We start from the raw sequence: 25,964 nt of genomic DNA, 5'->3' as shown, positions 1-25,964 counted from the left end.
GCCGGGCAAGGGTTCGACAAAGACAGCGCCCCATTTTTCCTTCACTTCTCCCTGCTCCCATGGTTTTGTGAAATTGTGAACATTCCATGAACAAAAAGGTTACCTTGTTACTTTTTTACTTGCCCCCCGTAAAACAGTTTCGTAAAGAAGGTATACATTATTTGGCAAGGGGATTAGAAGACATGAAAAAACGATGGTGGATGATCGGGTCCGTCGCCGCCGTACTGGTGATCGGAACCGTTAGCGTAAATCTTTTGAGTCCCGGTCAGGCGATGGGCATGCCTGTCCAGATCGGGACAGTAGCCACATCTGCGCTGGAAAGCCGCATCCTGACCTCCGGCAGTGTAGTCGTGGAGGATAAATACAGGGTGTACGCAAATGTGAACGGGACGCTGCGTGAATTCTCCGTCAAAGAAGGCGATCTCGTTAAAAAAGGGCAGGTTATCGGGAAGATTGACACCTCTGACGTAGAGAGCCGACTCCTGGAGCTGGACGCACAGATTGAACTGGCACGAGCGAATCTGTCCAAAGCGCAAGCAGGAAATGAACCGGAAGAGCTGGCACAGGAAAAAGAACGGGTCGCCCAAGCCCAGCGCGAGCACGATGCCGCTCAAAAGGAATACGATCGGCTGCAGCAGCTGTTCGCATCCGGGGCCACTACGCAGCAAGAGGTGGACAAGGCAAAAAGCCAGCTCGATTCTACGCTCTCGTCACTGAACGTCTCCAAGCAGCAGCTGGCATTGAAGCAAAAGGGACCGCGCAAAGAGGAGCTCGCTTCTCTGCAAGCGCAAATCAACAAGCTTCAGGTGGAGAAGGCGCAACTGGAGAAGGAGCGCACCCAAAGCGTGTTGGTCGCTCCCGAAAACGGCACCGTCATCAGCCTGGCTGCAGACAACGGCCAGTACGTAAACAAAGGAACGGAGATCTTTACACTCGCGAACCTGAACAACCTGCTCATCCAGGCCGATATCAGCGAGTCCGACGTAAGCAAAATAAAGCTCGGTCAATCGGCAGTCATCGAGGGCAGCTCTCTTGGAAAGCAGAAGCTGAATGCCAAAGTGGTGCGAATCTCCCCGATTGCCGTAACCACGCAAAACAGCTCCGGGCAAGGTGAAAAAACACGCGTCAAAGTCACTCTCCAGCCTGATGGCGACGTCTCGGCTCTCAAGCCCGGGTTTCACGTCGACATCAATATCCTGACGGAGAAAATCGACAATGCCATGCAGGTGCCGATCGAAGCGATTCAACAGGAGGCGGACGGCAGCACATTTGTTTGGGTAGCCGACAATGGCACGGCCAAGAAGGTAAACGTTGAGGTCGGCATGGAAAATGAGCTTTCCTCCCAGATCAAGTCGGGACTAACCGGCAATGAGCAAATCATCCTGAGTCCTCTGGATGCGATCCAGGAGAATGCGCCGGTCACCCCGTCCCCCATGGCAGGAATGTAACTACTTTGCAAAAAAGGAGGTCGGCCCATGCTTTACGTGGAAGGCCTGACGAAAACATATAGGACGGGCGATTCGGAACTGCCCATATTGCGAGGGGTAAACCTCTCCGTGGAAAAAGGGGAATTTGTCGCCATCATGGGACCGTCCGGCTCCGGAAAATCAACCTTCATGAACATGCTCGGATGTCTCGACCGGCCGGATTCGGGAACCTACGTGCTGGACGGCATCGAGGTCAGCAAGCAGAACGACCAGCAGCTTGCTCTCGTCCGCAACCAGAAAATCGGCTTTGTGTTTCAATCGTTCAATCTGCTGCCTCGCTCCACTTCCTTGCATAATGTCGAACTGCCGATGATGTACGCGGGCATCAGCCGCTCCGAACGAAGAAAGCGGGCGATGGAAGCATTGAAGCGAGTCGGGTTGGGCGAGCGGATGAACCACAGGCCGACACAGCTCTCCGGCGGACAGAAGCAGCGGGTGGCAATTGCCCGTGCACTCGTAAACCGGCCAGCCATTTTGCTTGCAGACGAACCTACGGGAAATCTGGACAGCCGCTCCGGTACGGAGATCATGGCCATGTTTCAGGAGCTGCATGAGCAGGGTGTAACGATCATTCTCGTTACGCACGAGCTGGATATCGCCCAGCATGCAGAGCGCATCGTCACCTTCAAGGACGGTGTCATTATGAAGGACGAGCGCGTGGAAGAGCGCCTGACCGCCGTCCCGTCCGATGAGGTGATTCTGACATGAATTTTTGGGAAGCACTGCGCACCGCCATCGATGGCATCTGGGCCAACAAAATGCGCTCCGGACTGACCATGCTCGGCATCATTATCGGGATCACATCCGTCATCGCCGTTAACACGCTTGGCGAAGGCGGACAGAGGGCCATCACCAGCGAGATGGAGAAATTCGGGCAAAACAGCTTTAATATCTATACCGATTATGAGAGCAAGGAAGAGCACTCCAATGACGACCTGACGGTGGAAGACGCCGAAACCTTGAGCCGTATCAGTCCCTACATCGAGCGGCTCGTCCCGTACAATCAATCCAACTCGATCGTGAAGGGTCCGAAAAAGGAAGAGCGGGTGAATGTTTATTCGACAACCGCTCACTACCTGGAGATTCAACCAACGGTAAAAATAAGCAAGGGACGCTTCTTCAGTGAAGCTGACGACAAGGAGCTGCGAGCCGTCATCGTGCTTGAGGATGAATTGGCAAAGAAGCTGTTCGGACAAATGAACCCGCTTGGCCAGCGGGTACGGATGGGAGACAACTCGCTTGTCGTAATCGGCACCTACAAGGAAGAAAAGTTCCGCTTTGACATGAGTCAAACGTACGGCGCCTATATCCCGATCCGCTACGACCTGAGTTTTCAAGAGGAGCCTTTTGTCAGCACGCTGATCGGAAAGGCAAAAGACAAGGAGTCGGTCGAAGCCGCGATGAAGCAGGCTACCCAATATTTGTCCCGCAAGCATCAAAAGGAGAATCATTACCGCTCCTTTAGCATGCAGGAGCAGGTCAATCAGTTCAATCAACTGACCGGAACGCTGACGATTATTTTCAGCGTCATCGCCGGCATTTCCCTGGTCGTAGGGGGAGTCGGCGTCATGAACATCATGCTCGTCTCCGTTACAGAACGAACGCGGGAAATCGGCATTCGCAAAGCACTGGGGGCCCGCCGCCGGGATATCCTGATGCAGTTTTTGATCGAATCGCTGATCGTCTGTCTGATCGGCGGCCTGATCGGGGTACTGCTCGGGCTCGGAGCCGCAGCGCTGGTTTCTTACTTCGCCCAGCTCCCGCCGCTGTTGTCCTGGAACAGCATCTTCATCGCATTTGGCTTTTCCAGCGCCATCGGGATCTTTTTCGGATTGTACCCCGCAAACAAAGCGGCCAAGCTTGATCCGATCGAGGCGCTGCGCTACGAGTAAACTTTAACTTTACTTGCAAACATGAAAAGCAGCTGATCAATCACCTCACGATTGAGCAGCTGCTTTTTTACGTCTGCCAACCTGTATCATCGTTCAACCGGCACAAAGACTGGATCGGCCATCAAAGCTTTCTCATGACAAGGTCGGGGTATCCGCCACGAGCTTCAGGACAAAGAACAGCGTAATGCCGAAGCTGGCTACCGCCCACCACAACACTTTTCCACCGGGTCTGCCCGCTTTGTAGATGCGAAGCAACCGCCAGGTACCCACCGTCACACAGATGACACTGACAAAGAGCAGGATGGTCCCCACGGTCATTCCCCCTTTCCCCTTCTACTAGCTATATGGGAAAAGAGGAGTAAAAATCCCTGTTTATGTTTTCTTCTTCCCCAGACGGGAGAGGATTGCTCTGCCCCGCTCCTTGACGGCATCGTCCTTGACGTGAAGCTCCCGGCGCTTCAGCATGCCGTTTTTTGACGTGTCGGGCCGGCCTTCACGCTGATTTTTTTCCTCGGTCATCAGCTGTACTTGCCTCCGCCTTTTTTCTCATACTCTTCCAGGAGCTCGCCAAAGCTTTTGTTTCGCTCCCGCTCCTCTTGCTCACGCCGCTTCCGTTCGGCGGCTGCCTGCTCCGCTTTTTCCAGTTCTTCCTTCATCTGGCGCTCCAACTGCTTCAATTTTCCAAGCGCGTCGTCACTCAACATTTCCTTTACGTTCACACCGTTTTTTTCAGGGGTTTCCGCCTTGGCGAATTTCGGCGCCTGGCGTTCTTGCTTGCGCTGTTTCTTTGCCATACATACGTGCTCCTTTCACAATGCTATGATCGAATCTGCCCGATTGGGCCATACTAAGCCCATGTGACAATAGAGGAGGGCAGACAATGGTACGAAACAAAGCTAAGGATTTCGGGAAAACTGCCGAGATTCGCGGTCCCAAAGCCCAGTCGGAGGCCGTTCGTTCTGATGGCTCCATCAATAGTGAACCACAAGAGAGACTAAAAGAAAACCGGTAACTCCACCAAGGAGGGCACCTGCATGGCTGATCATACTTCCAAAGAGGTAAAAGACGTGTCCCTTGACGGCACGCTCCCCCATCAAATCAGCTCCCCCGACTACAAGGACTCTTCCCGCACCATGCAAAAGCCATTTGTAAACGAGCACGGTGTGGTCATCGGGGACAGCTACTACAACTCCGAGGATTCTCCGCTCAACCAGTGGAGCACAGACACGGACCCATCCGTCATGGCTGGGGACGGCTGGGTCCATCCGACCAACGACATCGGGTGGAACACGACGGAGAACAGGGAGCTGCTTGAGGACGTTCCGCCCAATAGGGCCCGATTCATGCACCCGACACTGGATGTAAGCAAAGGAAAAGATTAGGAATTCGTTTGAAGCTGTCCAAACGTGGACCAAAGAAAACGCCGCCACCACCAGCGGCGTTTTTCCCTTTTTCCAGGCGGAAATTGGCGGAACCGCGTTTTCTAATGGTAAACTAGACGGATAGACAGATGTTTGAGAGGAGTCGCGTCATGAGTATTCACCTGCAAATTCAACCGGCATTCGCCCTCGCCTATCAGCAATACGCCGACTTTCGTCCCGGAGACACGCTTCGGCTGTACGTACGCACCGGAGGCCCGGGAACAGGAGGCCTGTTTTTCGCGATTGAAAAGGACGAGGTCGAGCCAGGCGACGCTGTTTTCGAAGTAGAAGGGATGCGGTTCGTCATTCGCCCGAACGATTTTTGGTATTTTGACGGCGGCGAGCTGCGCTACGACAGAAGATACGGGGAGTACGGCTTCTCCTTTGTCAACCCTCGTCTGCTGGACGAATAGGAAACTTTCCGCTGCTCTGTACGTATGAAAAGGATGATCGGCACTTTGCTTATCCTCCTTTTTGCACATGCACGTTTTTCCCGGAGGGCAGCTTTGAAAACCGTACAGGAGGAAATGGCATGAATAAAACCAGGTCGGCGCTGCTGGCCATCGGCGCTTTTCTCTTGACCAACCTCAAGTGGGTATTGGGTTTGTTGAAATTCTCCAAATTTGGAACCACGCTTTTGTCGATGGCTCTCAGCCTCGGCGCTTATGCGATGTTTTACGGCTGGAAGTTTGCCGCTGCGCTGGTCTACCTCATCTTTGTCCATGAGATGGGCCATGTGATTGCCGCGAGACAAAAAGGAATTGCTACCTCACCGGCCGTCTTTATTCCGTTTGCCGGTGCCTTTATTGCGATGAAGGATCATCCGCGGGACGCGAGCACCGAAGCGTATCTGGCCTACGGCGGGCCGTTGGCAGGCATGCTAGCCTTTCTTCCCGCTCTGCCGCTGTACTGGTGGACACAGGATCCGTTTTGGGCATTGGTGATTTATTTGGGGGCGCTGTTGAACCTGTTCAACCTGCTTCCGGTCTCCCCGCTGGACGGCGGACGCATCGTCTCCGTCTTGTCGACAAAAATCTGGCTGATCGGACTGATCGGACTGGGAGCCATGCTGTTTGCAAGACCGGGACCGATCATGGTCTTTATCTTTATCCTCGGCCTGGTTACCTGGTGGAACCGCGCCCGGGAAGGGTATAAAAAACAGGTGCTGGCATACGAAAAAGAGAAGCTCCACACCCTGCTGGAGACGATGGCCGGCTGGCCGCAGCTTGAATCGACATGGGAAACGCGGGAAAGCCTGAACGCCAAACATCTGGAGGCTGCTAAAAAGAAAGCACCGGAAGGCTTTGCCATTCCCTTTTTGCAGGACGAAAAACGGTTTGCCAAGGATCGGGTACGCCTGGACAAATTGTTCGCGGAACAAACCTGGGAGCTGTTCCGCAAATGGGAACGGGAACCGATGGAATTCTACGACTACGAACGGACGCAGCCTGTTCCCTCCCGCCTGCTGACCGAGGCCGAAAAACAGGCCCGGGAACGGATTGCCCAGATCGATGAGCTCCTGCACCGTCTGACGACCTATTACGAGGCGCCCGCTTCTACCAAGTGGAAGGTACTGGCCGCCTATCTCGGATTGGCAGCCGTTCTGTCGGTCTTTTTCGTTTACGCGCAGCAGCTGCTTCAAATTCGATGAGGCTAAAGAACTCTGTTTTGACCTCTCTGGCCACCCCAGCGCTCAAAAACGTGTGAGCCGGACACCCTACTGCCGTTTTTCGGTCGGAATGGGGGTGAATTGCTCACAATGGACGGAAATCGCCTTTGAGCAAAAAGGGAAAAGGCTGTACCATAGTAGTATACATTCAAAATAATTCCAGAGAGGATGACTTCTTGCTTGGACAGTATTCCGATAGTGCTTAACCTGCTGCTTGTATTGTTTCTGGTTGTGTTGAATGGCTTTTTCGTAGCCGCCGAATTCGCACTCGTCAAAGTACGGCAGACACGCTTGACTCAGCTCGTAAACGAGGGGAACAAGCGAGCCGCTTTTGCCCAGAAGGTTACACAAAAGTTGGACGCGTACTTGTCTGCCTGTCAGGTAGGGATTACGCTCGCATCGCTTGGTCTCGGATGGGTGGGTGAACCCGCGATCGCTCACATGATCGTGGAGCCGCTGCTCGGTTCGTACCAGCTGCCTTCCTACCTTGTGTCGACGATTTCCTTCGGCGTGGCGTTTGCGATCATCACCTTCCTGCACATCGTGCTCGGTGAGCTCGCTCCGAAATCACTCGCTATTCAAAAAGCAGAAACAACTTCGCTGTGGGTTGCTGCACCATTGATGCTTTTCTATAAATTGCTTTACCCGGCTATTTGGGTGCTGAACGGAACCGCCAACAGACTGCTCAAATGGGTAGGCCTGGAACCGGTATCCGAACATGAAGCGGCCCATACGGAAGAAGAGATTCGCTTGCTGGTCAACCAGAGCCACCAAAGCGGCCATATCGATCAGACAGAATTGTCGCTCGTGGAGCACGTATTTGATTTTTCGGAAACCCTCGCACGGGAGATCATGATCCCCCGGATCGATATGGTGTGTCTATATACGACGAATACGTTTGAAGAAAACCTGGAGATTATCAGCACGGAGCGTCACACCCGCTTCCCTGTGGCCGCAGAGGACAAGGACAATCTGATCGGTTTCGTGCATGCGACCGACTTTTACTTGTCTGCCCTGCAGGATGAAACCGCTCGTCTGGAGGATATGCTTCGTCCCTTGCTGACTGTTCCCGAATCGATGGAAATCAGCCATGTGCTCCGTCTGATGCAGAAAAAACGTTCGCAGATGGCGATCGTCATCGATGAATACGGTGGCACTGCCGGCCTGTTGACGATGGAGGACATTTTGGAGGAAATCGTCGGCGACATTCAAGACGAATTCGATACCGACGAACGCCCTGAGCTTGAGAAGCTGGAAAACGGCCTGTCTGTCGCAGGCAAAATGCTCCTGAGCGAACTCAATGACCACTTGCCGTTTGAGCTCGTTTCCGAAGACGTCGATACTGTCGGAGGATGGCTCTACAGCCAGTTGGAAGAGGATATCGCCGTCGGAGCGTCCGTCGAGCTTGAGGATCACGTGTTCACAGTCGCTCAAATGGATAACCACCGCGTCACCCGGATCACGATCAAACAACTGGTCCGCCCGCAGGCCGAAAAACAGGAAGAACCGGAAATGAGCGCTGTGTAACAGCGACCACGATATGGTTCAATCGCGTTACCATATAAAATAAGTGCCAATCATTCAACATTGCTGAAAAAGCCGACGCCCTCCTCTGGGGCTGTCGGCTTTTTCTCTGTCTTTCCGTATATTCTGTCTCTCTTTTTCCGGGACCACGCAATGACCGTGCACCCGCGATGGATTCATGCCTTTCAGCCAACAAAAAACGAGGGGAGCTCCTTCGTCCTCAGCCGAAAGTCGGTTCGTCAAAGTTGATTCTCCGCGTCGCTACAATCCGTACGCCTTCCGCTGATTTCAATACGCTCGGTCCCTCCGGAAACACTTCGTCCAGCAGGGTCTCCGCCTCCTGGGCGTACTGCTCGCGAGCGACTTCGGCGATCTCTACTGTTTTCTTGCGCTTCCATGTCACATCCGTCTCGTCTGGACCAAACGGGTGTCCTGTCAATGTCAATCGCATGGTTTTACCTCTTTTGCGTGGATGGTTGTTGGCTAGCATACAATTCCACCCCCCTCTCCAGAAATACATTGAATGTATCAAGAAGTGGCTTATTCACTGTCGTAAACTGTTCGAGAAAGTGATCGTACTCGGACTCGGCTATCTGCGTGTGTGTTACGAGATGGAACGTGATCACATATGTTTTCGCAATGGGGATGGAGATGATGTACTCGTATTCGCCAAGCAGACCAAACTGTCCCTTGCAGCCCATCACTGACTCATTGGACAAAAATGCGGCTACCATCCAGTTCTGGTTCTGCGGGAAGAGTTCATTGTGATCCAGGCGAAAGCGGTGGTCTTCATCGACGTCCCGGGCATGACCGATCTGAACAAGCTCACGGTCGACCAGAGAAAACAGCGTGGCTGCCGAAGGACTGAACGTCTCCGGGATGTGACAGGAGCCGAGCATTTTATCCAGAATCCGGTTGACATGATTTCTCGTCTCCACGGTATGCTTGCTGTACTTAATCAGTGAATACAAAAAGTGCAATTGTGCCTCTAGTCTCTCTTTTCTTTCAATAATATCACGAATCTCTTGCCTGCGTCCCCATTTTTTGATAATCCGGGCCAGCTCGCCCGTGAAAACGCCCAGCGCGGCAGAAAGATTCCCGTCATCCCGGTCGGCCTCGTAGTCTCCTGCCTGGATGCCGAACAGATCGGTGGGAATGCGGAACATCGTTCCCCCGCGAGGCTTTACAAAAAAGGCCCGGTTCGGTCCCAGCTTGCCCATGGACAGCCCGAGCTCAAACAATACATTATCGCGAGCCGTTGTCCACTCCTCTCCGCGCAGACGAACCTGATCGTCGGGGGAAAAGACAAACACGGCAAAATCGGTTGATTCCAAATGTTCCAGCAGACTGGCAAGCGCCGTTTGATTCAGGGCAAATACGCCCTGTGACCAGAGTGTAACCTGTGCAACGTATGAGAGATTGGCCTGGATCGCTTGCGCCAGAGGTAACCCCTCGACCGAGGAGCCGACAAATACCCGCGGTTTTGCACTAGGGCTCATGGTTTTGTACCCCCATCATTTGATTCCATGTCCGTACGCCTATGTTTGCCGTCTCTCTATGTATATTAGCAGACCATCCAGATTCATCCAACAAATTTTCCGGTCCGAGCATATTTTGTTGGCGGAGACAAAACAGACGTTTCAACTTGCTGATTTGGAGGATAACTCCTGTTGGGAGCTGTGCGTGCCGGACGGCGGCCTCGATCACCCCTTTCGTTTTTGTTGAAATGAAAAGAAGCGCATGATATGATACATGTAATTTACTGATATGGAGTTGAAAAGAATGTAATTTTTCTTGCTTATGAAATGAAAACAATAAAGCGAATCATGTTTCGCATGTTTTATTTCGTATGTGCAAGAAAGTTACGATATCTTTTCACTCAAATCATATATCCTCATCCGACTCCGAAGCGGGTTGGATTTGCTGTATGTTTTTTGAGCTGCAAGAAGGTAACTTTCTTGCGGCTTTTCTATTTTCCATACAGGGGGATATGTCCATGTCATTGATCAAAGTGGCAAACCTGACGTTTGCCCATGACGGCAGCTTCGATCACATATTTGAAAACGTAAGCTTCCAGATCGATACCGATTGGAAATTGGGATTTACGGGAAGAAACGGCAGAGGCAAGACGACCTTTCTCAACTTGCTGCTCGGAAAATATGAATACAGCGGAACCATTTCCGCCGCTGTCAGCTTTGAATACTTTCCTTTCCACGTCGACAACAAGGAACATCATACGCTCGATGTCATCAACGAGATGATTCCCGACTATCAGAACTGGCAGCTCATGCGCGAGCTTTCACTTTTGCAGGTTTCAGAGGATGTATTGTACCGGCCCTTTGCCACATTGTCCAACGGGGAACAGACGAAGGTGCTATTGGCTGCTCTGTTTCTCAAGGAAAACAGCTTTTTGCTGATTGATGAACCAACCAACCATCTGGACATGGCTGCAAGAAAACTGGTCAGCGACTATTTGGGTACAAAGAGCGGTTTTATTCTGGTGTCCCACGACCGGGCATTTCTCGATAACTGCGTGGATCACATCCTTTCCATCAACAAGACTAACATCGATATTCAAAAAGGCAACTTCTCCGATTGGTGGGAAAATAAAAAGAGACAGGATCACTTTGAGCTTGCAGAAAACGAAAAGCTGAAAAAAGACATCAAGCGCTTGTCCGACGCCGCCAGACGAACGAGCATCTGGTCCCATGAAGTGGAAAAGACGAAAAACGGCACTAGGAATTCCGGTTCAAAGGTGGATAAAGGGTATATCGGCCACAAGGCAGCCAAAATGATGAAACGCTCAAAAGCAATTGAGCAGAGGCAGCAAGCTGCGATCGAGGAAAGGAGCAGGCTCCTGAAAAATATCGAGACCGCAGACAGCTTGAAAATAACGCAGCTGCCCTATCATAAAAACCAGCTTGCCGAGCTCAAAGACGTTTCGATATACTATGGCAAAAAGCTGGTGTGCAGCGATGTCAGCTTTACGATTGAGCAAGGGGAGCGAATTGCCCTGTCAGGCAAGAACGGCTCCGGCAAAACAAGCATTCTCAAACTGCTTTGCGGCGAGAACATCGACTATACGGGGACGTTCAACAAGGGAAGCCAGTTGAAAATCTCCTATGTTTCCCAGGATACCTCGCATTTGCAGGGCAATTTAAAGGACTATGCCCGAATGAACGGGATAGACGAAAGCTTGTTTAAATCCCTGCTGCGAAAGCTTGATTTTTCCCGGGATCAATTTGAAAAGGATATGGCAGCCTTCAGCGGCGGCCAAAAGAAGAAAGTGCTGATCGCCAAAAGCCTTTCCGAGAACGTCCATTTGCACATTTGGGATGAGCCGCTTAATTTTATCGACGTCATCTCCCGCATGCAAATCGAGGAGCTGCTGCTTGAATACGCGCCTACCATTCTGTTTGTGGAGCACGACAGTGAATTTTGCAAAACAATAGCGACGAAGACGATTGAACTTTGACCAAATAGACGGCTTGTCTTCAAAAAACAGGCGGCGGAAACGAGCATCGCTCAGCTTCCAGCCGCCTGCGGCATTTTTCTTTCAAACGTTGATACTAGAATAGCAAAAATCCGAGGCTGATGATGGCTCCTGTGACGAAGAGCATCATCAGACAATAACCCATAATATCCCTTGCCCCGAGTCCTGCCAGAGCGAGGACGGGCAGCGCCCAGAACGGCTGGATCAGGTTGGTCCATGCATCGCCCCAGGCGATGGCCATGGCTACCTTGGCATGCGATACGCCCAGCTCCGTCGCTACGGGCATCATGATCGGCCCTTGTACAGCCCACTGGCCGCCGCCCGAAGGAATAAACACGTTCAGTAGACCGGCGCTCCAGAAGGTAAAGAGCGGGAACGTGGTCGGAGTCGAAATGCTGATGAACCATTGGGAAATGCTTGCAGCCAGTCCCGAAGCGGTCATCATCCCGATAATGCCGGCGTAAAACGGAAACTGCACGACAATCCCGGTCGTGGTCTTGATCGCCTCTCCCATCGCATCGAGGAATTTGCGCGGCGTCCCGTGCAGGAAAATTCCCAGGAACAAAAAGGCGAGGCTGACGATGTCGAGATTGAGCTTGAAGCCCTTTTCCACAAAATAAGAGATCAGATACACAAAGCCGATGGCCGAAATCAGATAGGAAATGATGCGGCTGTTCTCCATCTTTACTGCCGGGCTGTTTTCATCCGCTGCCGGAGCGGCAGTGGCAGCCGTTTCCTCACGCCCCAGGTCTGCGCCCTTGAAGACGATTCTGTCCTTCTCGGCTGGCAGCATCAGTCGGTTGACCAGCGGCAAAATCACCATGATCGCGATTACAATGGTCAGGTTCATCGCGGAAAACATCGTTTCGGACGTAGGAATGACGCCGATCACATCCTGAAGGCTGTGCTTTTCCGTCGCTACCGTGAGCGGAACCGAGCCGGCAAGGCCGCCATGCCAGACGACAAATCCGCCGTATGCGCTGGCTACCAGCAGGCGGTAGTCGACTTTCTCCACACGCTTGGCGATCTCGCGGGCCAACAGAGCGCTGACGACAAGTCCGAAGCCCCAGTTGATCCAGTTGGCGATACAGGAAACCAGCGTGACGAGAACAATCGCCCGTCCCGGAGTCTGGGCCATGGAAGCGACTGCCCGCAGGCCCTTTTTGCAAATGTCTGTCTCGGCCAGTGTATGTCCGGTGACCAGAATCAGCACCATCTGCATGGTGAAGCTGAGCAGTCCCCAGAAGCCGTCTCCCCAGAAGCTGACCATTTCCAGAGGCGATTTCCCGTTGACGACAATACCTGCCACAAAAACGAGAAAAGTAAGAATGACCGCGAATAAAAAGGCGTCAGGCAAATAACGCTGCACCATCCGGACGGAGGCGTTGGTCAACGCTTGAAACACAAGGCATTCTCCTCTCCAAAAAAGATTGATGACTTCTTTGTCAGGAGAATGCAACTGGCGTGCCAGTCTTTTCAGAGAGCCAACCCCACGCCATGTATGCGCTTTCATAAAGCATCTGACAACGAACTGGCTACTTTTTGCGCACTTCGCCTCCATTTTGCACACCGTCTGTCCCGTTCAATCCGTACATCTCCAGCTTGTACAACAGCGCCCGTCTGGAAATCCCCAGCCGTTTCGCCGTTTGCAGCTTGTTTCCCCCCTCCTTTTGCAGCGCTCTGACAATCGCCTCCCGCTCTACCTCCTGGATAATTTCCCGCATCGTCCGATCCTCCCAACGGAGCATGCTCCCCATCCTGCCCGTCTCTGCCGTTTCTGTTTCCTGCAAAGGACCCTCGACGTGCTCAGGCAAAATAGCGGAGCCGCCCGCGATGACCAATGCCCGCTCAATCGTATTCTCCAATTGGCGGACATTGCCCGGCCAATGATAGGACAGCAGCGACTCCATCGCAGCCTTTGACAGATAGCACGGCCCCTTGCCCATCTCCCGCCCGTATTTGGCTAAAAAGTGCTCAGCAAGCAGCGGTATATCTTCTTTTCGCTCCCGCAGCGGAGGCATGTGGATCGGAACGACATTCAGCCGGTAGTACAAATCCTCACGAAACAGCCCCTGGCGGATACGCTCCTGCAAATCGCGATTGGTCGCAGCAATAATTCTCACATCTACGGATACCGGCTCTATGCCGCCCAGCCTGACGAAGGTGCGCTCCTGGAGCACTCTGAGCAGTTTTACCTGCAGGCTTGGACTGAGCTCGCCGACCTCATCCAGAAACAGCGTCCCTCCATCCGCCAGCTCGACCATGCCCGGCTTCTGCCCCGTCGCTCCTGTAAAAGCGCCGCGCTCGTACCCAAACAGCTCGCTCTCCAGCAAATTTTCCGGAATCGCGCCGCAATTGACGGCGATCAGCGGCTTTCCTGCCCGGGGACTGTTGCTGTGAATCGCTCGGGCAATCAGCTCTTTTCCTGTGCCGCTCTCGCCCTGGATCAGGACCGTCGACTTTGTCATACTCACCCGTCCGACCAGTTTGTATACCTCTTGCATGGCCGGGCTGAGACCGACCAGACCGGGGCCCTCCCACGGCTCGTCGAGAGATGCCTCGCTCAGCCGGTTGGCCTGGTCGCTTTCCCGCTGGCGGAGCGCCTGTGCCACTACTTGTTTGACCCGTCCAAGATCGAACGGCTTTTGCACGTAGTCGAATGCGCCCAGCTTGATCGCTTCCATCACGTCCTTGGCCGAGCCGTAGGCCGTCATCATCACTACGCTGGGACAAGCGTCTTCCATCTGCTGCATGTCTCTGAGCCGCCGCAAAGTCTCCATTCCGTCCTGCTCCGGCATGCGCAAATCGAGCAGCATGACTTCAGGGCGGAAGTCTTTCAAAAGCTCCAGCGCTTCTCTTCCGCTGGATGCTTCTTTCGTCTCATATCCCACCTTCCGAAGCGCCGTGGTCAGCGCTTTTCGGACATTGATTTCGTCATCGACCAGCAGCACTCGTTTTTTCATCGCTATGCCTCCTCCTTTTTGGCGGGCAGCACCACAGTGAACTGCACGCCCATGTCCACATTGCGGGCGAAAATTTGCCCGCCGTACGCCTGCACGATCCGTTGCGATATGGCAAGGCCGAGCCCGGTTCCCGACTTTTTGGTCGTAAAAAACGGCTCAAACACGGTCAACAGATGCTCTTCCGCGATAGGCGGTCCTTCGTTGGTGATCTGAATGCAAACATGTCCATCCACTGCCTCTGTCTCCACCAGCAGCAGTCCCCCGTCCCTCAATGCTTGCAGGGCATTGATCAAAATATTGAGAAATACCTGCTTGAGCAGCTCGGGTGAAGCCAGAACAGTTGCAGGCGCATCCCGATACACCTTTTGCAAGAAGACTCCTTGGCTGACGGCGCGGCGCTCGATGAGCAGCAGCGTCTGATCGAGCACCTCTCCGACACGCGAGGGCACATGATGCTCTTCATTGGGCCGGGAAAAGAGCAGCAGCTCATCGGCAAACCGATTCAGCCGTTCCACCTCGTCGACGATGATCCCCGTGTATTCCCGACTGTCATGCCCGGCAGGCAGCTCCTCCTCGATGATTTGCGCAAAAGCCTTGATCGAGGTGAGCGGGTTGCGGACTTCATGGGCAATGCTGGCCGCCAGCTCCCCGATCACCGCCAGCCTTTTGGCCTGAGCCAGACTCGACTCCATCCGTTTCCATTCGGTTCGGTCATCCATCACAATGATCGCGCCAAGCACCTGCTCCATCGGACTCTTCCAGATAAACGTGCCGATTTTTACGAACAGTCTGGCTCTGCCCGCGCCCCGAGGGCTCCATTCCGCATCCCGTGTCGTTTTTCCCTCGCCAAGCGCATCGGACAGCGCTTTCAAAATCTCCTCTTCTCCGCGAAACACATCCTCGTAGTCCCGGCCCATCGCCTGTTCCAGACTGACCCCTGTAATGCGGGTCGCCGCTTCATTCCATGCCGTGACGCGGCCGCGGTGGTCCAGTGCGATGACACCGCTCTCCATGCTGTGAATGATCGTTTCTGTATGGCTGCGGCTCGCCTGCAGGTCGCCTGCCATTTTGTTGATCGCCTCGAATATCTCGCCCGGTTCGCCCTTCGCCGGTTTCATCCGAAAGGAAAGGTCGAGACTGAGCCGCCGCAAGCCTTCTTTGATTTCCTGCAAAATGATCTCGCCTCTGTGTATCATCAGTCCGCTGGCTACGGCTGCAATCACACAGCCAATCCCTACGATGGAGTAGATGCCTTGGCGCATTCCGGCGAGCTGTATATCAATGCTTTGCATCAGTTCATTTGCCCATGCGTAGCCGATCACCTCTCCGTTCCGTTCGATCGGATACATCGCATTCATAATTTCGCCGCGCACCTGCGGACCGACGACAACATCGGCTGACCGCCGGCTCATCACCTGTCTTCCCGGATGATCCGGCGCGATGGGCATGCCCACATGCTGGCCCATTTCCCGGCTGGGGCCGTATGTAATGATCGCGTCCAGCCGCCTCGCATAATAGCCGACACCGATGCCCGGATGAGCGGTTGCGATCTGATCGGTTAGCTGCTCAAGCTTCCGGTTCAGCGCTGCGATCTGCTGCTCGCGCGAGGCGTTCTGCAGCCCCTCTTCACGCAATACGTTTTCAAAATCTTGCGACAGGGCAAAATCAAGCTGCTCTGTGATCGCCAGCAGCTTTTTCTCCTTCTCCTGCAAGAGCGCCTGCTCCGCCGCTTTCAACAGCACAACTCCTGTCACGATGATGGGCAGAACGGTAACGGCGATGACGGACACGATAAAGCGGATGCGGTACACATATGACTTCACAATAACCTTCCCGTCCCTCTCTTTTTGTCCCTCTCTATGGTATTCTATCATACAGAAGTTTCGAGAACGTTTTGCAAGGAAAGGAGCAACAGCCATGACACATGTCCTATTTGTTTGCCTGGGCAACATCTGCCGCTCTCCGATGGCCGAAGCCGTTTTTCGCCATATGGTCGCGTCGGAAGGGATGAGCGGCCAGATCTCCATCGACTCGGCGGGTATCGGGGGCTGGCACGCCGGTGAGCCACCCCACAGCGGTACGCGCAAGGTTCTGTCCGGGAAAGGAATCGCCCACGAAAGCTTGAAAGCTCGTCAGATCACCCAAGACGACTTTTCCACCTTTGACTACATCGTCTGCATGGATGAAGAAAATCTGGCCGCTCTAAAGCGGATGGCCCCTCCAGGAGTGCATGTCCACCGCTTGATGGACTTTGCCGCACATTTGCCGGAGAGAGACGTCGAGGACCCGTATTATACCGGACGGTTTGAGTATGTATATCAGCTAGTGGAAGCTGGATGCCGGGGGTTATTGGAGGAAATCAAAAAGAGCGAAACCCCGGCTAAGTGAGAGATTTCACTTGGCATAGGTATCGCTTCTTGTCTATAATCATGTGGTAAATCCTGTAGCTTCAAGGCTGTTTTTCGGGAGTGGAGTGTTACAGATGAAAAGAGTCTTTTTGGAAGCTGCTTTTTTTCTGCCGCTGCCTCTCCTCGTGTGGTCTTACGGCAGGCCTGTCCTCGGGGACTACAGTGCGATTCTCTTGTCAGGGCTGCAGGCTTTTGCTATGGCCTTTACGTGCTGTTCAAAGACCGGCGCTTCACGTTTACGGGTGTCTTTTTGCTCGCGACACTGCTTATCCCCCGTTTCCTCGACCTACTTTCCGATTCCCCTGAATGGCTGCTGCGGAACAATATATACACCGATGCAGCACTCGGCCTGTTCTTTTTTCTGTCGATTGCAGTAAAAAGAACCCGCCGCTATGCTCTTTTCTGTTGATGTCGCTGCTTCCATGGGCTATCCCGTTCAGAGCAGCCTGCGGTTATTTCGACACCCGGAGGCATATCGCTGGTTTTTGTTGCTTACCTTCCTTATGGGACTACGGGTCTTTGTCAAAGCCGGGATCCGGGCGCTGCTCATCAGCCGGTTCGGCATCGAGGGCTACGGCGTGTACCTATCGGCGCTATCCCTCGGAAGCTGGCTGACCTACGGCATCATCTTGGCCGCTTACGGATACATTTTCCGCAAGCATATCTATCCATTGGCTGAACGGCTGGAGAAGGAGGACTACTTCCATTCGATCGGTCCCCATCCATAAACGGAACCGCTCCCTTTTCCATCCATTGTAAAGCGCACGAAAAACAAGTATAATGAATGAATCTTACAGGAACGGAGGGTTACGTGTGTTAGACCATTATTCCCGCTTGCGAACTTTGCGCCACTAAACATTCATAGTGCTCAAAGGCTCTGCCTGTGTGCAGGGTAATCGGGATTGGTCTGCCCATTTTTACGTAACCTATTGCAACAAAGACAACAGCGTAAAGGCTCCGTCAGTCTATCCGTTGTGGTCGCAGCTTTTCTACCAATAACATTGAATAGATGAACACCGCCAGGCTTTGGTTATGATCGTCCGTTTGTGTCCCTGCCGCTTTCTGCACGTTATCATGCAAAAGGCTGGTACTCGGGAGCAGTGATTGCCATTGCAATTGTACCCTGTCTGTCGCCGGTTTTGTTCATTTTATTCAATCTCGGCCAATCTTTCAGCCGCAAGGGGCGTTTTTCGCTTTGCGTAAAAAAGCGACTTCTGCGGGCAGCTATCCACGCTTTCCGATTATCCCAAACACAGGCAGCAGCAGCCTGTGTTTTTTCGTTTTGGCGCAGTTCTCGGGCAGCCAAGAGAGCAAGTTTTACTCCAGACAAGAGCAAAATAAAAGGAGGACTCGCCCTTATGAACCCCATTCAACCAACAAATCATGAAACAGTTGTCGCTGATATGCTGCGTATCGCCAAAAACAACGGTCTTCGGATTGATCCGAGTCGCGTAGAGATCAATGAGTCCGGCATGGACTTTCAAGTCGCATTCGTAACCGATGAAGACGGCAAGCCTTGGGTTTTACGCAAGCCAAGACGGCCCGACGTAATGGACAGAGCGGATAATGAATACAAGGTTCTGCAGCTACTCCAACGTCATCTGGCTGTTGCCGTTCCGAACTGGCGTGTATACACGTCTGAGCTGATCGCCTATCCGTTGCTGGAGGGAACTCCCGCTGCAACGGTAGATCCGGTGTCCAATGGATACGCTTGGAAAATGGAGCACGACCCGCTGCCCGCCGCTTTTGTCAGCTCTCTGGCCCAGGCACTCGCCACCCTGCATGGGGTTGACCATGATCTGGCGGCTTCTGCCGGTATCCGCGTGAAGAGTCCAGCCGAAGCACGAGAGACCTTCGCTAAAAATATGGATGACATCAAGCGCAAGATCGGAGTGTCTGATACGCTGTGGGACAGGTGGCAAAGATGGATAGCTGACGATAGCTACTGGCCTCAGCATTCCGCGCTGGTTCATGGCGACCTGCACCCGCCGCACATTCTGATAAACGAGGGTAATCAGGTGACGGGACTTCTGGATTGGACAGAAGCAGAAGTAACGAACCCCGGAACGGATTTCACCATTTATTACGCGCTGTTTGGAGAAAGCGGACTTGATGTCTTGTTGAACCAGTACCAGGCTTTTGGCGGCCGAGTGTGGCCCCGCATGCGCGAGCATATCGCCGAGCAATGGGCCGCCTATCCGGTACTGATCGGCATGTTCGCCTTGCACACGGGCAAAGAAGAACACATGGAGATGGCTCAGGGAGCGCTTGGTCTGCTCGAACAAAAACAAGAGTAACCTCACTCGAGAGAGAAGCTCTTTCCAGATTGGTACTGAAGACAAAGAGGATTATAAACAAAGAGACAAAGACCGTTCCCTGCGATCTTTGTCTCTTTCTCTTTTGTGTCAACCTCTTTTGTACCAAAATCTTTTGTGCCAAGGCAGAATCTCTTCAGCCAAACCCCTGGCCCTTTGCTTATATCGCCACGGTTTCGCTTCCGGCAAATACGCTCAGCCAGCTGCTCGTTCTCCCGACCAGCCGCTGGTAGGCGTCTTGCGCCGAAAAAGTATGATCCCCCCGTACGATAATCTCCGTCTCGCAGTGTCCGCTCTTGCGGAGACGAAATTCGCGTTCATAGTGAAAGAGAGAGTCCAGCGGGATGACTTCGTCCCTGTTTCCGTGAAGCAGCAGGACATCACCGTCAAATTGACCCGCTTGCTGCAACGGGTCGTAGGCATGGAGCGACTGGAAGAATGTCTCCTGCAAGGAGTACCCCCGGTGATCGGTCCGGCCGTATTGCACAGCCTCCTCGTACCCTTGCTCGCCCACAATCCGCACAATATCCTCAAACGGACGCGGGACAGGGGCCCAGAGGATCAAGCCGTCGATGTTCTGCTCCAATGAAGCCGTAATGACAGAAACGGCTCCGCCCAAACTGTGTCCCAGCAGAATAACTCTGCGGGCAGCACGGCCCTGCTCACGGCAGCGTACATAAGCAAGCACCTCACGAGTCTGTCTGACCAAAAGCTCCAGTCCTCCGGCACCGTAATCTCCTTCGCTTTCCCCGCATCCGCCGTAGTCAAATCGGACCACTGTCAGACCAGACACTGCCAGATCGCGGGCCGCTTTGACGAAGAGCCGGTCCACCCCAATCCGGTTGCCCACAAATCCGTGACATATCAACAATGTTGTATCAGCAAGGCTGTCGTCTTTCCGTACCAGCTCAGGCTCATGAATAGTGGCAGCCAGCTCATATTGGTCAAAAGGAATCCGAACCGACCGTTCTACATATCTCACCTGAACTCCCCCTCTTTATTAAAAGTATTCCGATTAATTTACTTTGTTATACATCTGTATTATTCCTTTTTCCTCTTTGATTGTCAAGGCTTCCTGCCTGGTCAGCCAAGCCCTTCAAGAAAAAAGAACAGCGGCGAAAAACCGCTGTCCTTTAGCCAGTTGGTCTTTTGTTTTCATCTACTCGGTCGCCGGCGGAGGGCTGCTCTTTGGCGGCGATGCCAGATCACGCAGGATCGCCACCTCAACACGCCTGTTTTTCGCTCTTCCCTCCGGTGTCGCATTGGATGCCACCGGATGGTACTCGCCCATCCCCGTCGCGCTGAACTTGGACGGGTCCAAATTGCTGTTTTCGAGCAGGACCTTCAAAAAGTTGACGGAGCGCTTCACGCTGAGATCCCAGTTGGACGGAAATTCGGCACGATGGATCGGAACGTTGTCCGTATGGCCGGTAACCGTCACCTTTTTCGGATGCGGCACCAGCATGGAAGCCATCTCTGCGGCCAATTTGCGGGCCTCCGGCTTGAGGTCTGCTTTTCCGGAATCGAACAGGGCATTGTCCAAAATCGTAATCAGCAGGCCTTCGTCCGTCAGCTGAGTCTGCAGCTTGTCTCCCAGATTGTTTGCCTTGATGTAGTCTTCCATGCGCTGCTGAAGCTTCTTCAGATCCTCCGTCTCTTTGCGGATGGCCTCTTCCATCTTCTTTTCTTCCTCGGTCTTTTCCTTGTCGTCCGTCTCCTTGCCCATATGCAAGGTCTGCTGGGGCAGCGACGGGTCGAGCGGCACGGGGCTCGGCTGGTTAAACACGCCGATCCCGCCATTCAGCGCCACATCAAAGGAACGAACCATTTGGTCGAATTTTTTCGCGTCCATCTTGCTGGAGGCAAACAATACGATAAACAGGGCCAGCAGCAAGGTCAGCAGGTCCGCGTAAGGAATCAGCCAGGATTCATCCATGTGCTCTTCATGATTGCCGTGACGTTTGGAATGCTTAGCCATTTACTGCGGCCTCCTCCTCCTTCTTCTCCTCCTTCACTGCTGCACGTTCCTGCAAAGGAATGTAGACAAGGAGCTTCTGCTCGATAGCCGCAGGGGAAACACCCGCTTGAATGGAAAGGAGTCCTTCCACCATAATTTTTTTGATCTCGATCTCGCGCTTGGATTTGCGCTTCAGCTTGGTCGCGAACGGGTGCCACAAAACGTACCCGGTGAAAATCCCCAGCAGCGTCGCCACGAATGCCGCCGCAATCGACACGCCGAGAGCATCGATATCGCTCAGGTTCCCCAGGGCGGCGATCAAGCCGACTACCGCACCCAATACCCCGAGCGTCGGCGCGTAGCTTCCCGCCTGGCTGAAGATCAGTGCGCCGGACTGGTGCCGCTCTTCGATGGCGTAAATCTCTTCATTCAAGACGTCCCGGACAAACTCCGGCTCTCCGCCGTCGATGATCATTTTCATGCCGTTTTTCAGAAACGGGTCCTCGATCTCGTCCGAGGTGTTTTCCAGCGCCAGCAGGCCTTCGCGGCGAGCGATGGAAGCCCAGTTCATAAACTGGTCGATCAGCTCCCGCTTGGACGGCAGCTTCTGTTCGGTGAACAAAATTTTGAAGAGTGCAGGAATCCGTTTGATTTCCGAAAGGGGAAACGCGTTCATCAGAGCCGCAACCGTACCGACGATAATAATCATGAAGGCTGCCGGATTCAGCAAGGCACTCGGACTCGCGTGTTTCAAGATCATCCCGACGACAACTGCAATAATCCCTAATACAATACCGAGCAAGGTCGATTTTTCCATTGTGACACTCCCTAACTACCGTGTTCGAAAAATATCTCTATATATGGTTTCGGTAATTCTGCCGTCGGTTGTGAGAGAAAGTTGCGGAAAATCGGGACAGTTTTGTGAAAAACCTCATCCAAACCATCTGATCAGGCAAATCATCACGAGCAGTCCGACGATAAAAGAAAAGGTAGCGGAGCGCTCATGGCCGTCTCCGTGGCTTTCGGGAATCAGTTCCTTGTACACGATAAACAGCATCGCTCCGGCCGCAAACGCCAGTCCGTAAGACACCAATCCCTCTACGAAGGACGTCAGGTAATACCCGGCAAACGAAGACACAATCTCGACTGATCCCGTCAGAGTCGCGAGCAAAAAGGCTTTAAAGCGGCTGACCCGCTGATTGATCAAAAACAAGGCTACGAGGAAGCCCTCCGGCGCATTCTGGACGCCGATGGCAAAGGCGATCAGGCCGCCCAAGCCGCTCTGTTCGGATGAATAACTGACGCCGACGGAGAGTCCCTCCGGAATGTTATGCAGCGTAATGGCCGACAAAATGAGCAATGACTGCGAGTCCATCGAGATATTCGCCCGCGTGTGTTCGAGATCGATGTGCGGAATGACGCTCTCAAGCAGCGTCAAGAGGATGGTTCCCGTCAACACCCCGAGACAGACGACGATCAAGCGTTCATTTGCCAATGCCTGCGGGATCAGGCTGAACGTAGAAGCAGCCATCATGATTCCGGCTGTAAACGCCAATAAAATATCCCGCCAGCGATGGGTAACCTGTTTAAAGAAAAGAATGGGAAGAGCGCCTGCTCCCGTTGCCAATGCAGATAATAAACTGCCCACTACCAGTTGTTCCATGAATATACCCCCAGGGCCGAGTACGATGATTCCAACATCATATCACGGATGCACAAGTCCGTGGAAAAACTTGCGAATATGCCAAAGTCCTGCACTGCCATCCCTGTACTTATACGACGAAATCCCGATTTTATACATGTCGGGGACCTATCAGTGAACAAAACTAAAAACAGTGCCGTCATCAGACAGCACTGTTTATGATCGTAGTGGCAATGCTTAGTGGCCGAGCGCGAGAATCTGCTCGACGCGCTGGGTTTCATTGAGGTGCGGACATGTATAGCAGCATCGCCCGCCCTCCAGCCGGTATTGGAAGCAGCATTGGTGCCGGATCTGGATCGGCTCTCCCTTGCCCGACGGATGGGGAATCATCGTATAGGAAGTGTCGAGGGGCTGGCCTTTTTTCAGGCCAAACACGGACGGATCGGCTGCTTTGGTCAGGTAGTGATAGTCGTCGGCAATCTGCCTCTTGAGCTCTGCAGACTCCGCCGCATCCTGCCAGCGCTTGTAGTAAAAATGCACAAGGTACGAAGCGTGGGCCCACAGAACATGGGCTTTAACAGAAGTAGCTGCACAAAGCGCCGCAATCAATGGCTGGATCGTACCCGCAAACAGTTCGCGGACGACCTGCTCCCGCCACTGTGCGCGGCTTCCGTCTTCCGGTCTGCTGACGGATTGATCAAGCAGGACAAATCGCGGAATGCTCCAGCTTTTTTCTCCTGTTAACACAACATTGGCAAGAGAAAGCTGCAAGCCCACCGAATCATGGGACATGGCATGCAGAGCGCCGGTCATCAGAGCGAGGAACCGTTTAAAGAAGAGGGATGCCGTCACAACGCTGCCGGGAGATCCGATCTGTTCTCCTACCTGCCGCAGAAACATCATGCTTGTCTCTTTTCGAAGCAGACCTTCGGCTGAAAAGACAAGCGGAGCATTGATCTCATCGGCAAACGAGATGCGGTATTTCTGCTCAAGTACGGCTGTATTCCAATCGGTTCCCATCGGTTCCATCCTTCCACTGTGTTGATTCATGCCGTTATCAATGATTTTCATTATCAGTTACAACTTATTATATGCCTCCGTCTTCTCGGTTACAAGTGTTTGCGAAAAAAACTTGAAGTTCTTGCCGATTGTACCTGTCTGCAAGAGCTCCGCCTTCTGTTGTTTTTTGAAACAAGCTGTTATCATCCGGATTTACATGAAAAAGGCCGTAGAGACTTACCGCCCTACAGCCCTACAGCCTTACACCAAACTATTCACCAAACTATTCGCGTTCTATGCAGCAATCTGCATCCATCCAGCTCTTCAACCAACGACTGGCGCTATATTTTAAATGCGGAGACAGTATCCTGCAGCTCCTCCGCCAGCTTGGACAGCGATGTCGCCGAAGCGGCTATCTCCTCCATGGAAGCCAGTTGCTCTTCCGTAGCGGCCGAGACATTTTGCGTGCCGTCTGCCGTGACGTCGGATCCTTCGGCGATCAAGCTGATCACTTCGACTACCTGATCGGTATGGGCTGACACCTGCTGAACTGCGGCGGAGACATCCTGGATCTGCTCGGTGACGTCCTGGATCGAGTACTGGATTTGTCCGAAGGTTTCTCCTGCCTGATGAACGGCCGCGATGCCGGACTGCACTTCCCGATTCCCCGCCTGCATGGAATCGACTGCCCGCACGGTCTCCTCCTGAATCGTATTGATCAACTTGGCAATCTGTGCGGCCGACTGGGAAGACTGCTCGGCGAGCTTGCGGACCTCGTCCGCTACGACGGCAAAGCCTCTTCCGTGCTCACCGGCCCGGGCCGCCTCAATCGCCGCATTCAATGCCAATAGATTGGTCTGTTCTGCAATTCCCGTAATCACTTCGATAATGTGGCCGATCTCTTGGGAATGTTTGCCCAGTCCTTCTACAGCCCCCGCTAGATTGCGTATGGAATCGTGAATGGCGCTCATTTGCTGTACCGCGGCTTGAATAGCCTGATTTCCTTCGCCTGCCAGCTCCGCCACCTGAACAGCTGTAGAAGACGCACTCTGCGCATTGGCCGCGATATGCTGGATGCTGGCTGTCATTTCACGAACCACTCTGGAGCCTTCATCGACGCTCCTGACCTGCCTGTCCGTTCCTGCTGCTACCTCCTGAACGGTCACGGCAATTTGTTCTGTCGCCTTGCTCGTTTGTTCCGCGCTTGCCGTCAACTCCTCGGCAGATGCCGCCACCTGCTCTGATGACGTGCTCACCTGACGGATCAAGGTTTGCAAGCTGGCTGTCATTTCATTAAAGGACTGCGTCAGGCTGGCAAACTCGTCCCGATTCTTGATGATCAACGGTTCCACGCGCAAATTTCCAGACGCCACCTCTTTTACGTTTGCCACCAGCTTAACGAGCGGATTGCGGATATTTCTGGTCAAACCAACCGCCAGAAGAATCCCGCCAGCGAGCGAGATGACAAGCAGGAGCAGTGTATCCCGCATGCCGTCCCGATAAAGCTGATAGCTTTCCGCGACCGCTTGATTGGCCCCCTCGCTGTTTCGTTTCTTTAATTCATCCACGTATTGCTGCCGTTCCTTGAACAGCATGTCGGCTTGCAGGCGTAGCTCTTCCAACCGCTTCAAATCCTCCGGCGTAGCCACGGTGGACACGTCTATTTCCTTCCCGGACTCGACAATGCGATTATTGAACGTCTTATAAACCTCAAGGGTTCTTTGCAGGTTCCCAAAAATTTCAGCATCTTCACTGGTTTGAACCGTCTTTTCGTAATCCTTGGTTTTTTCCTCCACATAGAGAAACTGCTCTTCGATTTGTTTGACGATTTTCTCTTTGTCGGCCGCATTTACTGTGGCATACAGGCTTTGATCGTAGGCGTAGATCGTCTGGAGTGCGGCATTTATTTCCAGCACCGCCTGCAGACCGGGCATCCAGCCGTTGGTAAACTCCGAAACCTTCGCGTTCAGCTTGTGCATTTTGTATACGGCCAAAAAACCGGAAAGGATCATGATGACTAGCAAGATCGAAAAAGCCCCGCTTAATTTTTTCCCTATGGTCATTTTCATGCAACCACCCGCTTCGTTCGGTTAAATTTTTTGGTTTAGCTTGCTATGTATTTCCCGATTTTTTTACAAATGAAACCAGAGGGAGAAAACTTTCTGAAAGTACCAACAATGCCGCCTCGACCTCG

Annotated in this window: 26 protein-coding genes; 12 read left to right on the top strand and 14 right to left on the bottom strand. The window is 53.1% G+C overall.

Translation table 11 applies throughout. The annotated features are described in order from the left end of the window. Positions 1-182: 182 nt before the first annotated feature. From NST37_RS04675 to NST37_RS04665, 3 genes are read left to right on the top strand one after another with little or no spacing between them, the layout of a single operon-like run. On the top strand, positions 183-1,448 hold the full coding sequence (locus NST37_RS04675; RefSeq protein ID WP_031932122.1) for an efflux RND transporter periplasmic adaptor subunit: 1,266 nt from the start codon (positions 183-185) through the stop codon (positions 1,446-1,448). 27 nt (positions 1,449-1,475) lie between these two features. Next, positions 1,476-2,195, top strand: a complete 720-nt coding sequence (locus NST37_RS04670; protein WP_024985396.1) for an ABC transporter ATP-binding protein — start codon at positions 1,476-1,478, stop codon at positions 2,193-2,195. Further along, on the top strand, positions 2,192-3,379 hold the full coding sequence (locus tag NST37_RS04665) for an ABC transporter permease (RefSeq protein WP_003391025.1): 1,188 nt from the start codon (positions 2,192-2,194) through the stop codon (positions 3,377-3,379). Before NST37_RS04670 ends, NST37_RS04665 begins: the two co-directional genes overlap by 4 nt. A 132-nt stretch (positions 3,380-3,511) precedes the next feature. Here the strand turns inward: NST37_RS04665 and NST37_RS04660 are convergent, their stop codons facing one another. Genes NST37_RS04660 through NST37_RS04650 form a run of 3 tightly spaced genes read right to left on the bottom strand, consistent with a single transcriptional unit; the run spans position 3,512 to position 4,173 of the window. Further along, positions 3,512-3,691, bottom strand: coding sequence for a hypothetical protein (locus tag NST37_RS04660; protein WP_035990244.1), 180 nt, complete (start codon positions 3,689-3,691; stop codon positions 3,512-3,514). Between the two features lie 60 nt (positions 3,692-3,751). Next, positions 3,752-3,898, bottom strand: a complete 147-nt coding sequence (locus tag NST37_RS04655; RefSeq protein ID WP_003391018.1) for a hypothetical protein — start codon at positions 3,896-3,898, stop codon at positions 3,752-3,754. Further along, positions 3,898-4,173, bottom strand: a complete 276-nt coding sequence (locus tag NST37_RS04650) for a YqkE family protein (RefSeq protein WP_003391016.1) — start codon at positions 4,171-4,173, stop codon at positions 3,898-3,900. The genes NST37_RS04655 and NST37_RS04650 overlap by 1 nt, the downstream gene beginning before the upstream one ends. 86 nt (positions 4,174-4,259) lie before the next feature. On the opposite strand from NST37_RS04650, the gene sspK reads away from it, so the two are divergent. The 5 genes from sspK (at position 4,260) to NST37_RS04625 (ending at position 7,996) form a co-directional block, all read left to right on the top strand. Further along, positions 4,260-4,391 (top strand): small acid-soluble spore protein K, encoded by a 132-nt coding sequence (gene sspK / locus NST37_RS04645; RefSeq protein ID WP_003391014.1) that lies wholly within the window; start codon positions 4,260-4,262, stop codon positions 4,389-4,391. Between the two features lie 22 nt (positions 4,392-4,413). Next, entirely contained in the window at positions 4,414-4,761 is a 348-nt protein-coding gene (locus tag NST37_RS04640) for a DUF3905 domain-containing protein (RefSeq protein ID WP_003391012.1), read from the top strand. 149 nt (positions 4,762-4,910) lie between these two features. Further along, positions 4,911-5,213, top strand: coding sequence for an iron-sulfur cluster biosynthesis family protein (locus NST37_RS04635; RefSeq protein ID WP_003391010.1), 303 nt, complete (start codon positions 4,911-4,913; stop codon positions 5,211-5,213). Positions 5,214-5,332: 119 nt separating this feature from the next. Then, the gene (locus NST37_RS04630) at positions 5,333-6,451 is read left to right on the top strand and encodes a site-2 protease family protein (RefSeq protein WP_031932121.1); all 1,119 of its coding nucleotides are present in this window, start codon (positions 5,333-5,335) and stop codon (positions 6,449-6,451) included. A 198-nt stretch (positions 6,452-6,649) separates the two neighbouring features. After that, the gene (locus tag NST37_RS04625; protein ID WP_024985393.1) at positions 6,650-7,996 is read left to right on the top strand and encodes a hemolysin family protein; all 1,347 of its coding nucleotides are present in this window, start codon (positions 6,650-6,652) and stop codon (positions 7,994-7,996) included. A 217-nt stretch (positions 7,997-8,213) separates the two neighbouring features. Here the strand turns inward: NST37_RS04625 and NST37_RS04620 are convergent, their stop codons facing one another. Beyond that, positions 8,214-8,444, bottom strand: coding sequence for a hypothetical protein (locus tag NST37_RS04620; RefSeq protein ID WP_003391004.1), 231 nt, complete (start codon positions 8,442-8,444; stop codon positions 8,214-8,216). A gap of 4 nt (positions 8,445-8,448) precedes the next feature. Continuing rightward, complete coding sequence (locus NST37_RS04615) at positions 8,449-9,492, bottom strand: nucleotide-binding protein (RefSeq protein ID WP_339186352.1); 1,044 nt, start codon at positions 9,490-9,492, stop codon at positions 8,449-8,451. 497 nt (positions 9,493-9,989) lie between these two features. Here NST37_RS04615 and NST37_RS04610 point away from each other — a divergent pair, with 497 nt between their 5' ends. Beyond that, complete coding sequence (locus NST37_RS04610) at positions 9,990-11,468, top strand: Lsa family ABC-F type ribosomal protection protein (RefSeq protein ID WP_003391000.1); 1,479 nt, start codon at positions 9,990-9,992, stop codon at positions 11,466-11,468. Between the two features lie 94 nt (positions 11,469-11,562). Here the strand turns inward: NST37_RS04610 and NST37_RS04605 are convergent, their stop codons facing one another. The 3 genes from NST37_RS04605 to atoS all read right to left on the bottom strand — a co-directional run bounded on the left by NST37_RS04605 (position 11,563) and on the right by atoS (position 16,272). After that, positions 11,563-12,891 carry a short-chain fatty acid transporter gene (locus NST37_RS04605; RefSeq protein ID WP_003390998.1) on the bottom strand — a complete coding sequence of 443 codons (1,329 nt, stop codon included), beginning with the start codon at positions 12,889-12,891 and terminating at the stop codon, positions 11,563-11,565. Positions 12,892-13,021: 130 nt separating this feature from the next. Further along, the gene (locus tag NST37_RS04600) at positions 13,022-14,449 is read right to left on the bottom strand and encodes a sigma 54-interacting transcriptional regulator (RefSeq protein WP_003390996.1); all 1,428 of its coding nucleotides are present in this window, start codon (positions 14,447-14,449) and stop codon (positions 13,022-13,024) included. Between the two features lie 2 nt (positions 14,450-14,451). Continuing rightward, positions 14,452-16,272 (bottom strand): two-component system sensor histidine kinase AtoS, encoded by a 1,821-nt coding sequence (gene atoS / locus NST37_RS04595; protein WP_024985392.1) that lies wholly within the window; start codon positions 16,270-16,272, stop codon positions 14,452-14,454. Positions 16,273-16,366: 94 nt separating this feature from the next. Here atoS and NST37_RS04590 point away from each other — a divergent pair, with 94 nt between their 5' ends. From NST37_RS04590 to NST37_RS04580, 3 genes are all read left to right on the top strand, one after another. Then, a complete protein-coding gene (locus NST37_RS04590) occupies positions 16,367-16,837 on the top strand; it encodes a low molecular weight protein-tyrosine-phosphatase (RefSeq protein ID WP_039069999.1) in 471 nt (156 codons plus the stop codon). A 412-nt stretch (positions 16,838-17,249) separates the two neighbouring features. Further along, a complete protein-coding gene (locus tag NST37_RS04585; RefSeq protein WP_339186350.1) occupies positions 17,250-17,585 on the top strand; it encodes a hypothetical protein in 336 nt (111 codons plus the stop codon). A gap of 630 nt (positions 17,586-18,215) precedes the next feature. After that, positions 18,216-19,154, top strand: a complete 939-nt coding sequence (locus NST37_RS04580; RefSeq protein WP_003390990.1) for a macrolide 2'-phosphotransferase — start codon at positions 18,216-18,218, stop codon at positions 19,152-19,154. A gap of 178 nt (positions 19,155-19,332) precedes the next feature. Here NST37_RS04580 and NST37_RS04575 read toward each other — a convergent pair whose 3' ends face one another. The 6 genes from NST37_RS04575 to NST37_RS04550 form a co-directional block, all read right to left on the bottom strand. Next, positions 19,333-20,154: an alpha/beta fold hydrolase gene (locus NST37_RS04575; RefSeq protein WP_051925403.1), complete on the bottom strand. Its 822-nt coding sequence runs from the start codon at positions 20,152-20,154 to the stop codon at positions 19,333-19,335. Between the two features lie 177 nt (positions 20,155-20,331). Then, positions 20,332-21,150: a flagellar motor protein MotB gene (motB, locus tag NST37_RS04570; protein ID WP_003390984.1), complete on the bottom strand. Its 819-nt coding sequence runs from the start codon at positions 21,148-21,150 to the stop codon at positions 20,332-20,334. Continuing rightward, the gene (gene motA, locus NST37_RS04565; protein ID WP_003390981.1) at positions 21,143-21,946 is read right to left on the bottom strand and encodes a flagellar motor stator protein MotA; all 804 of its coding nucleotides are present in this window, start codon (positions 21,944-21,946) and stop codon (positions 21,143-21,145) included. Before motA ends, motB begins: the two co-directional genes overlap by 8 nt. 114 nt (positions 21,947-22,060) lie before the next feature. Next, the gene (locus NST37_RS04560; RefSeq protein ID WP_003390979.1) at positions 22,061-22,792 is read right to left on the bottom strand and encodes a ZIP family metal transporter; all 732 of its coding nucleotides are present in this window, start codon (positions 22,790-22,792) and stop codon (positions 22,061-22,063) included. Positions 22,793-23,008: 216 nt separating this feature from the next. Further along, on the bottom strand, positions 23,009-23,791 hold the full coding sequence (locus NST37_RS04555; protein WP_003390977.1) for an IucA/IucC family C-terminal-domain containing protein: 783 nt from the start codon (positions 23,789-23,791) through the stop codon (positions 23,009-23,011). Positions 23,792-24,111: 320 nt separating this feature from the next. Beyond that, the gene (locus NST37_RS04550; RefSeq protein ID WP_339186348.1) at positions 24,112-25,839 is read right to left on the bottom strand and encodes a methyl-accepting chemotaxis protein; all 1,728 of its coding nucleotides are present in this window, start codon (positions 25,837-25,839) and stop codon (positions 24,112-24,114) included. Between the last annotated feature and the right edge of the window lie 125 nt (positions 25,840-25,964).

The sequence above is a fragment of the Brevibacillus sp. FSL K6-6036 genome, assembly GCF_037964015.1.
Lineage (GTDB): Bacteria > Bacillota > Bacilli > Brevibacillales > Brevibacillaceae > Brevibacillus > Brevibacillus borstelensis.
The sequence above is the reverse complement of the archived record's forward strand: the minus strand, read 5'-3'. Positions and strand labels throughout refer to the sequence as shown.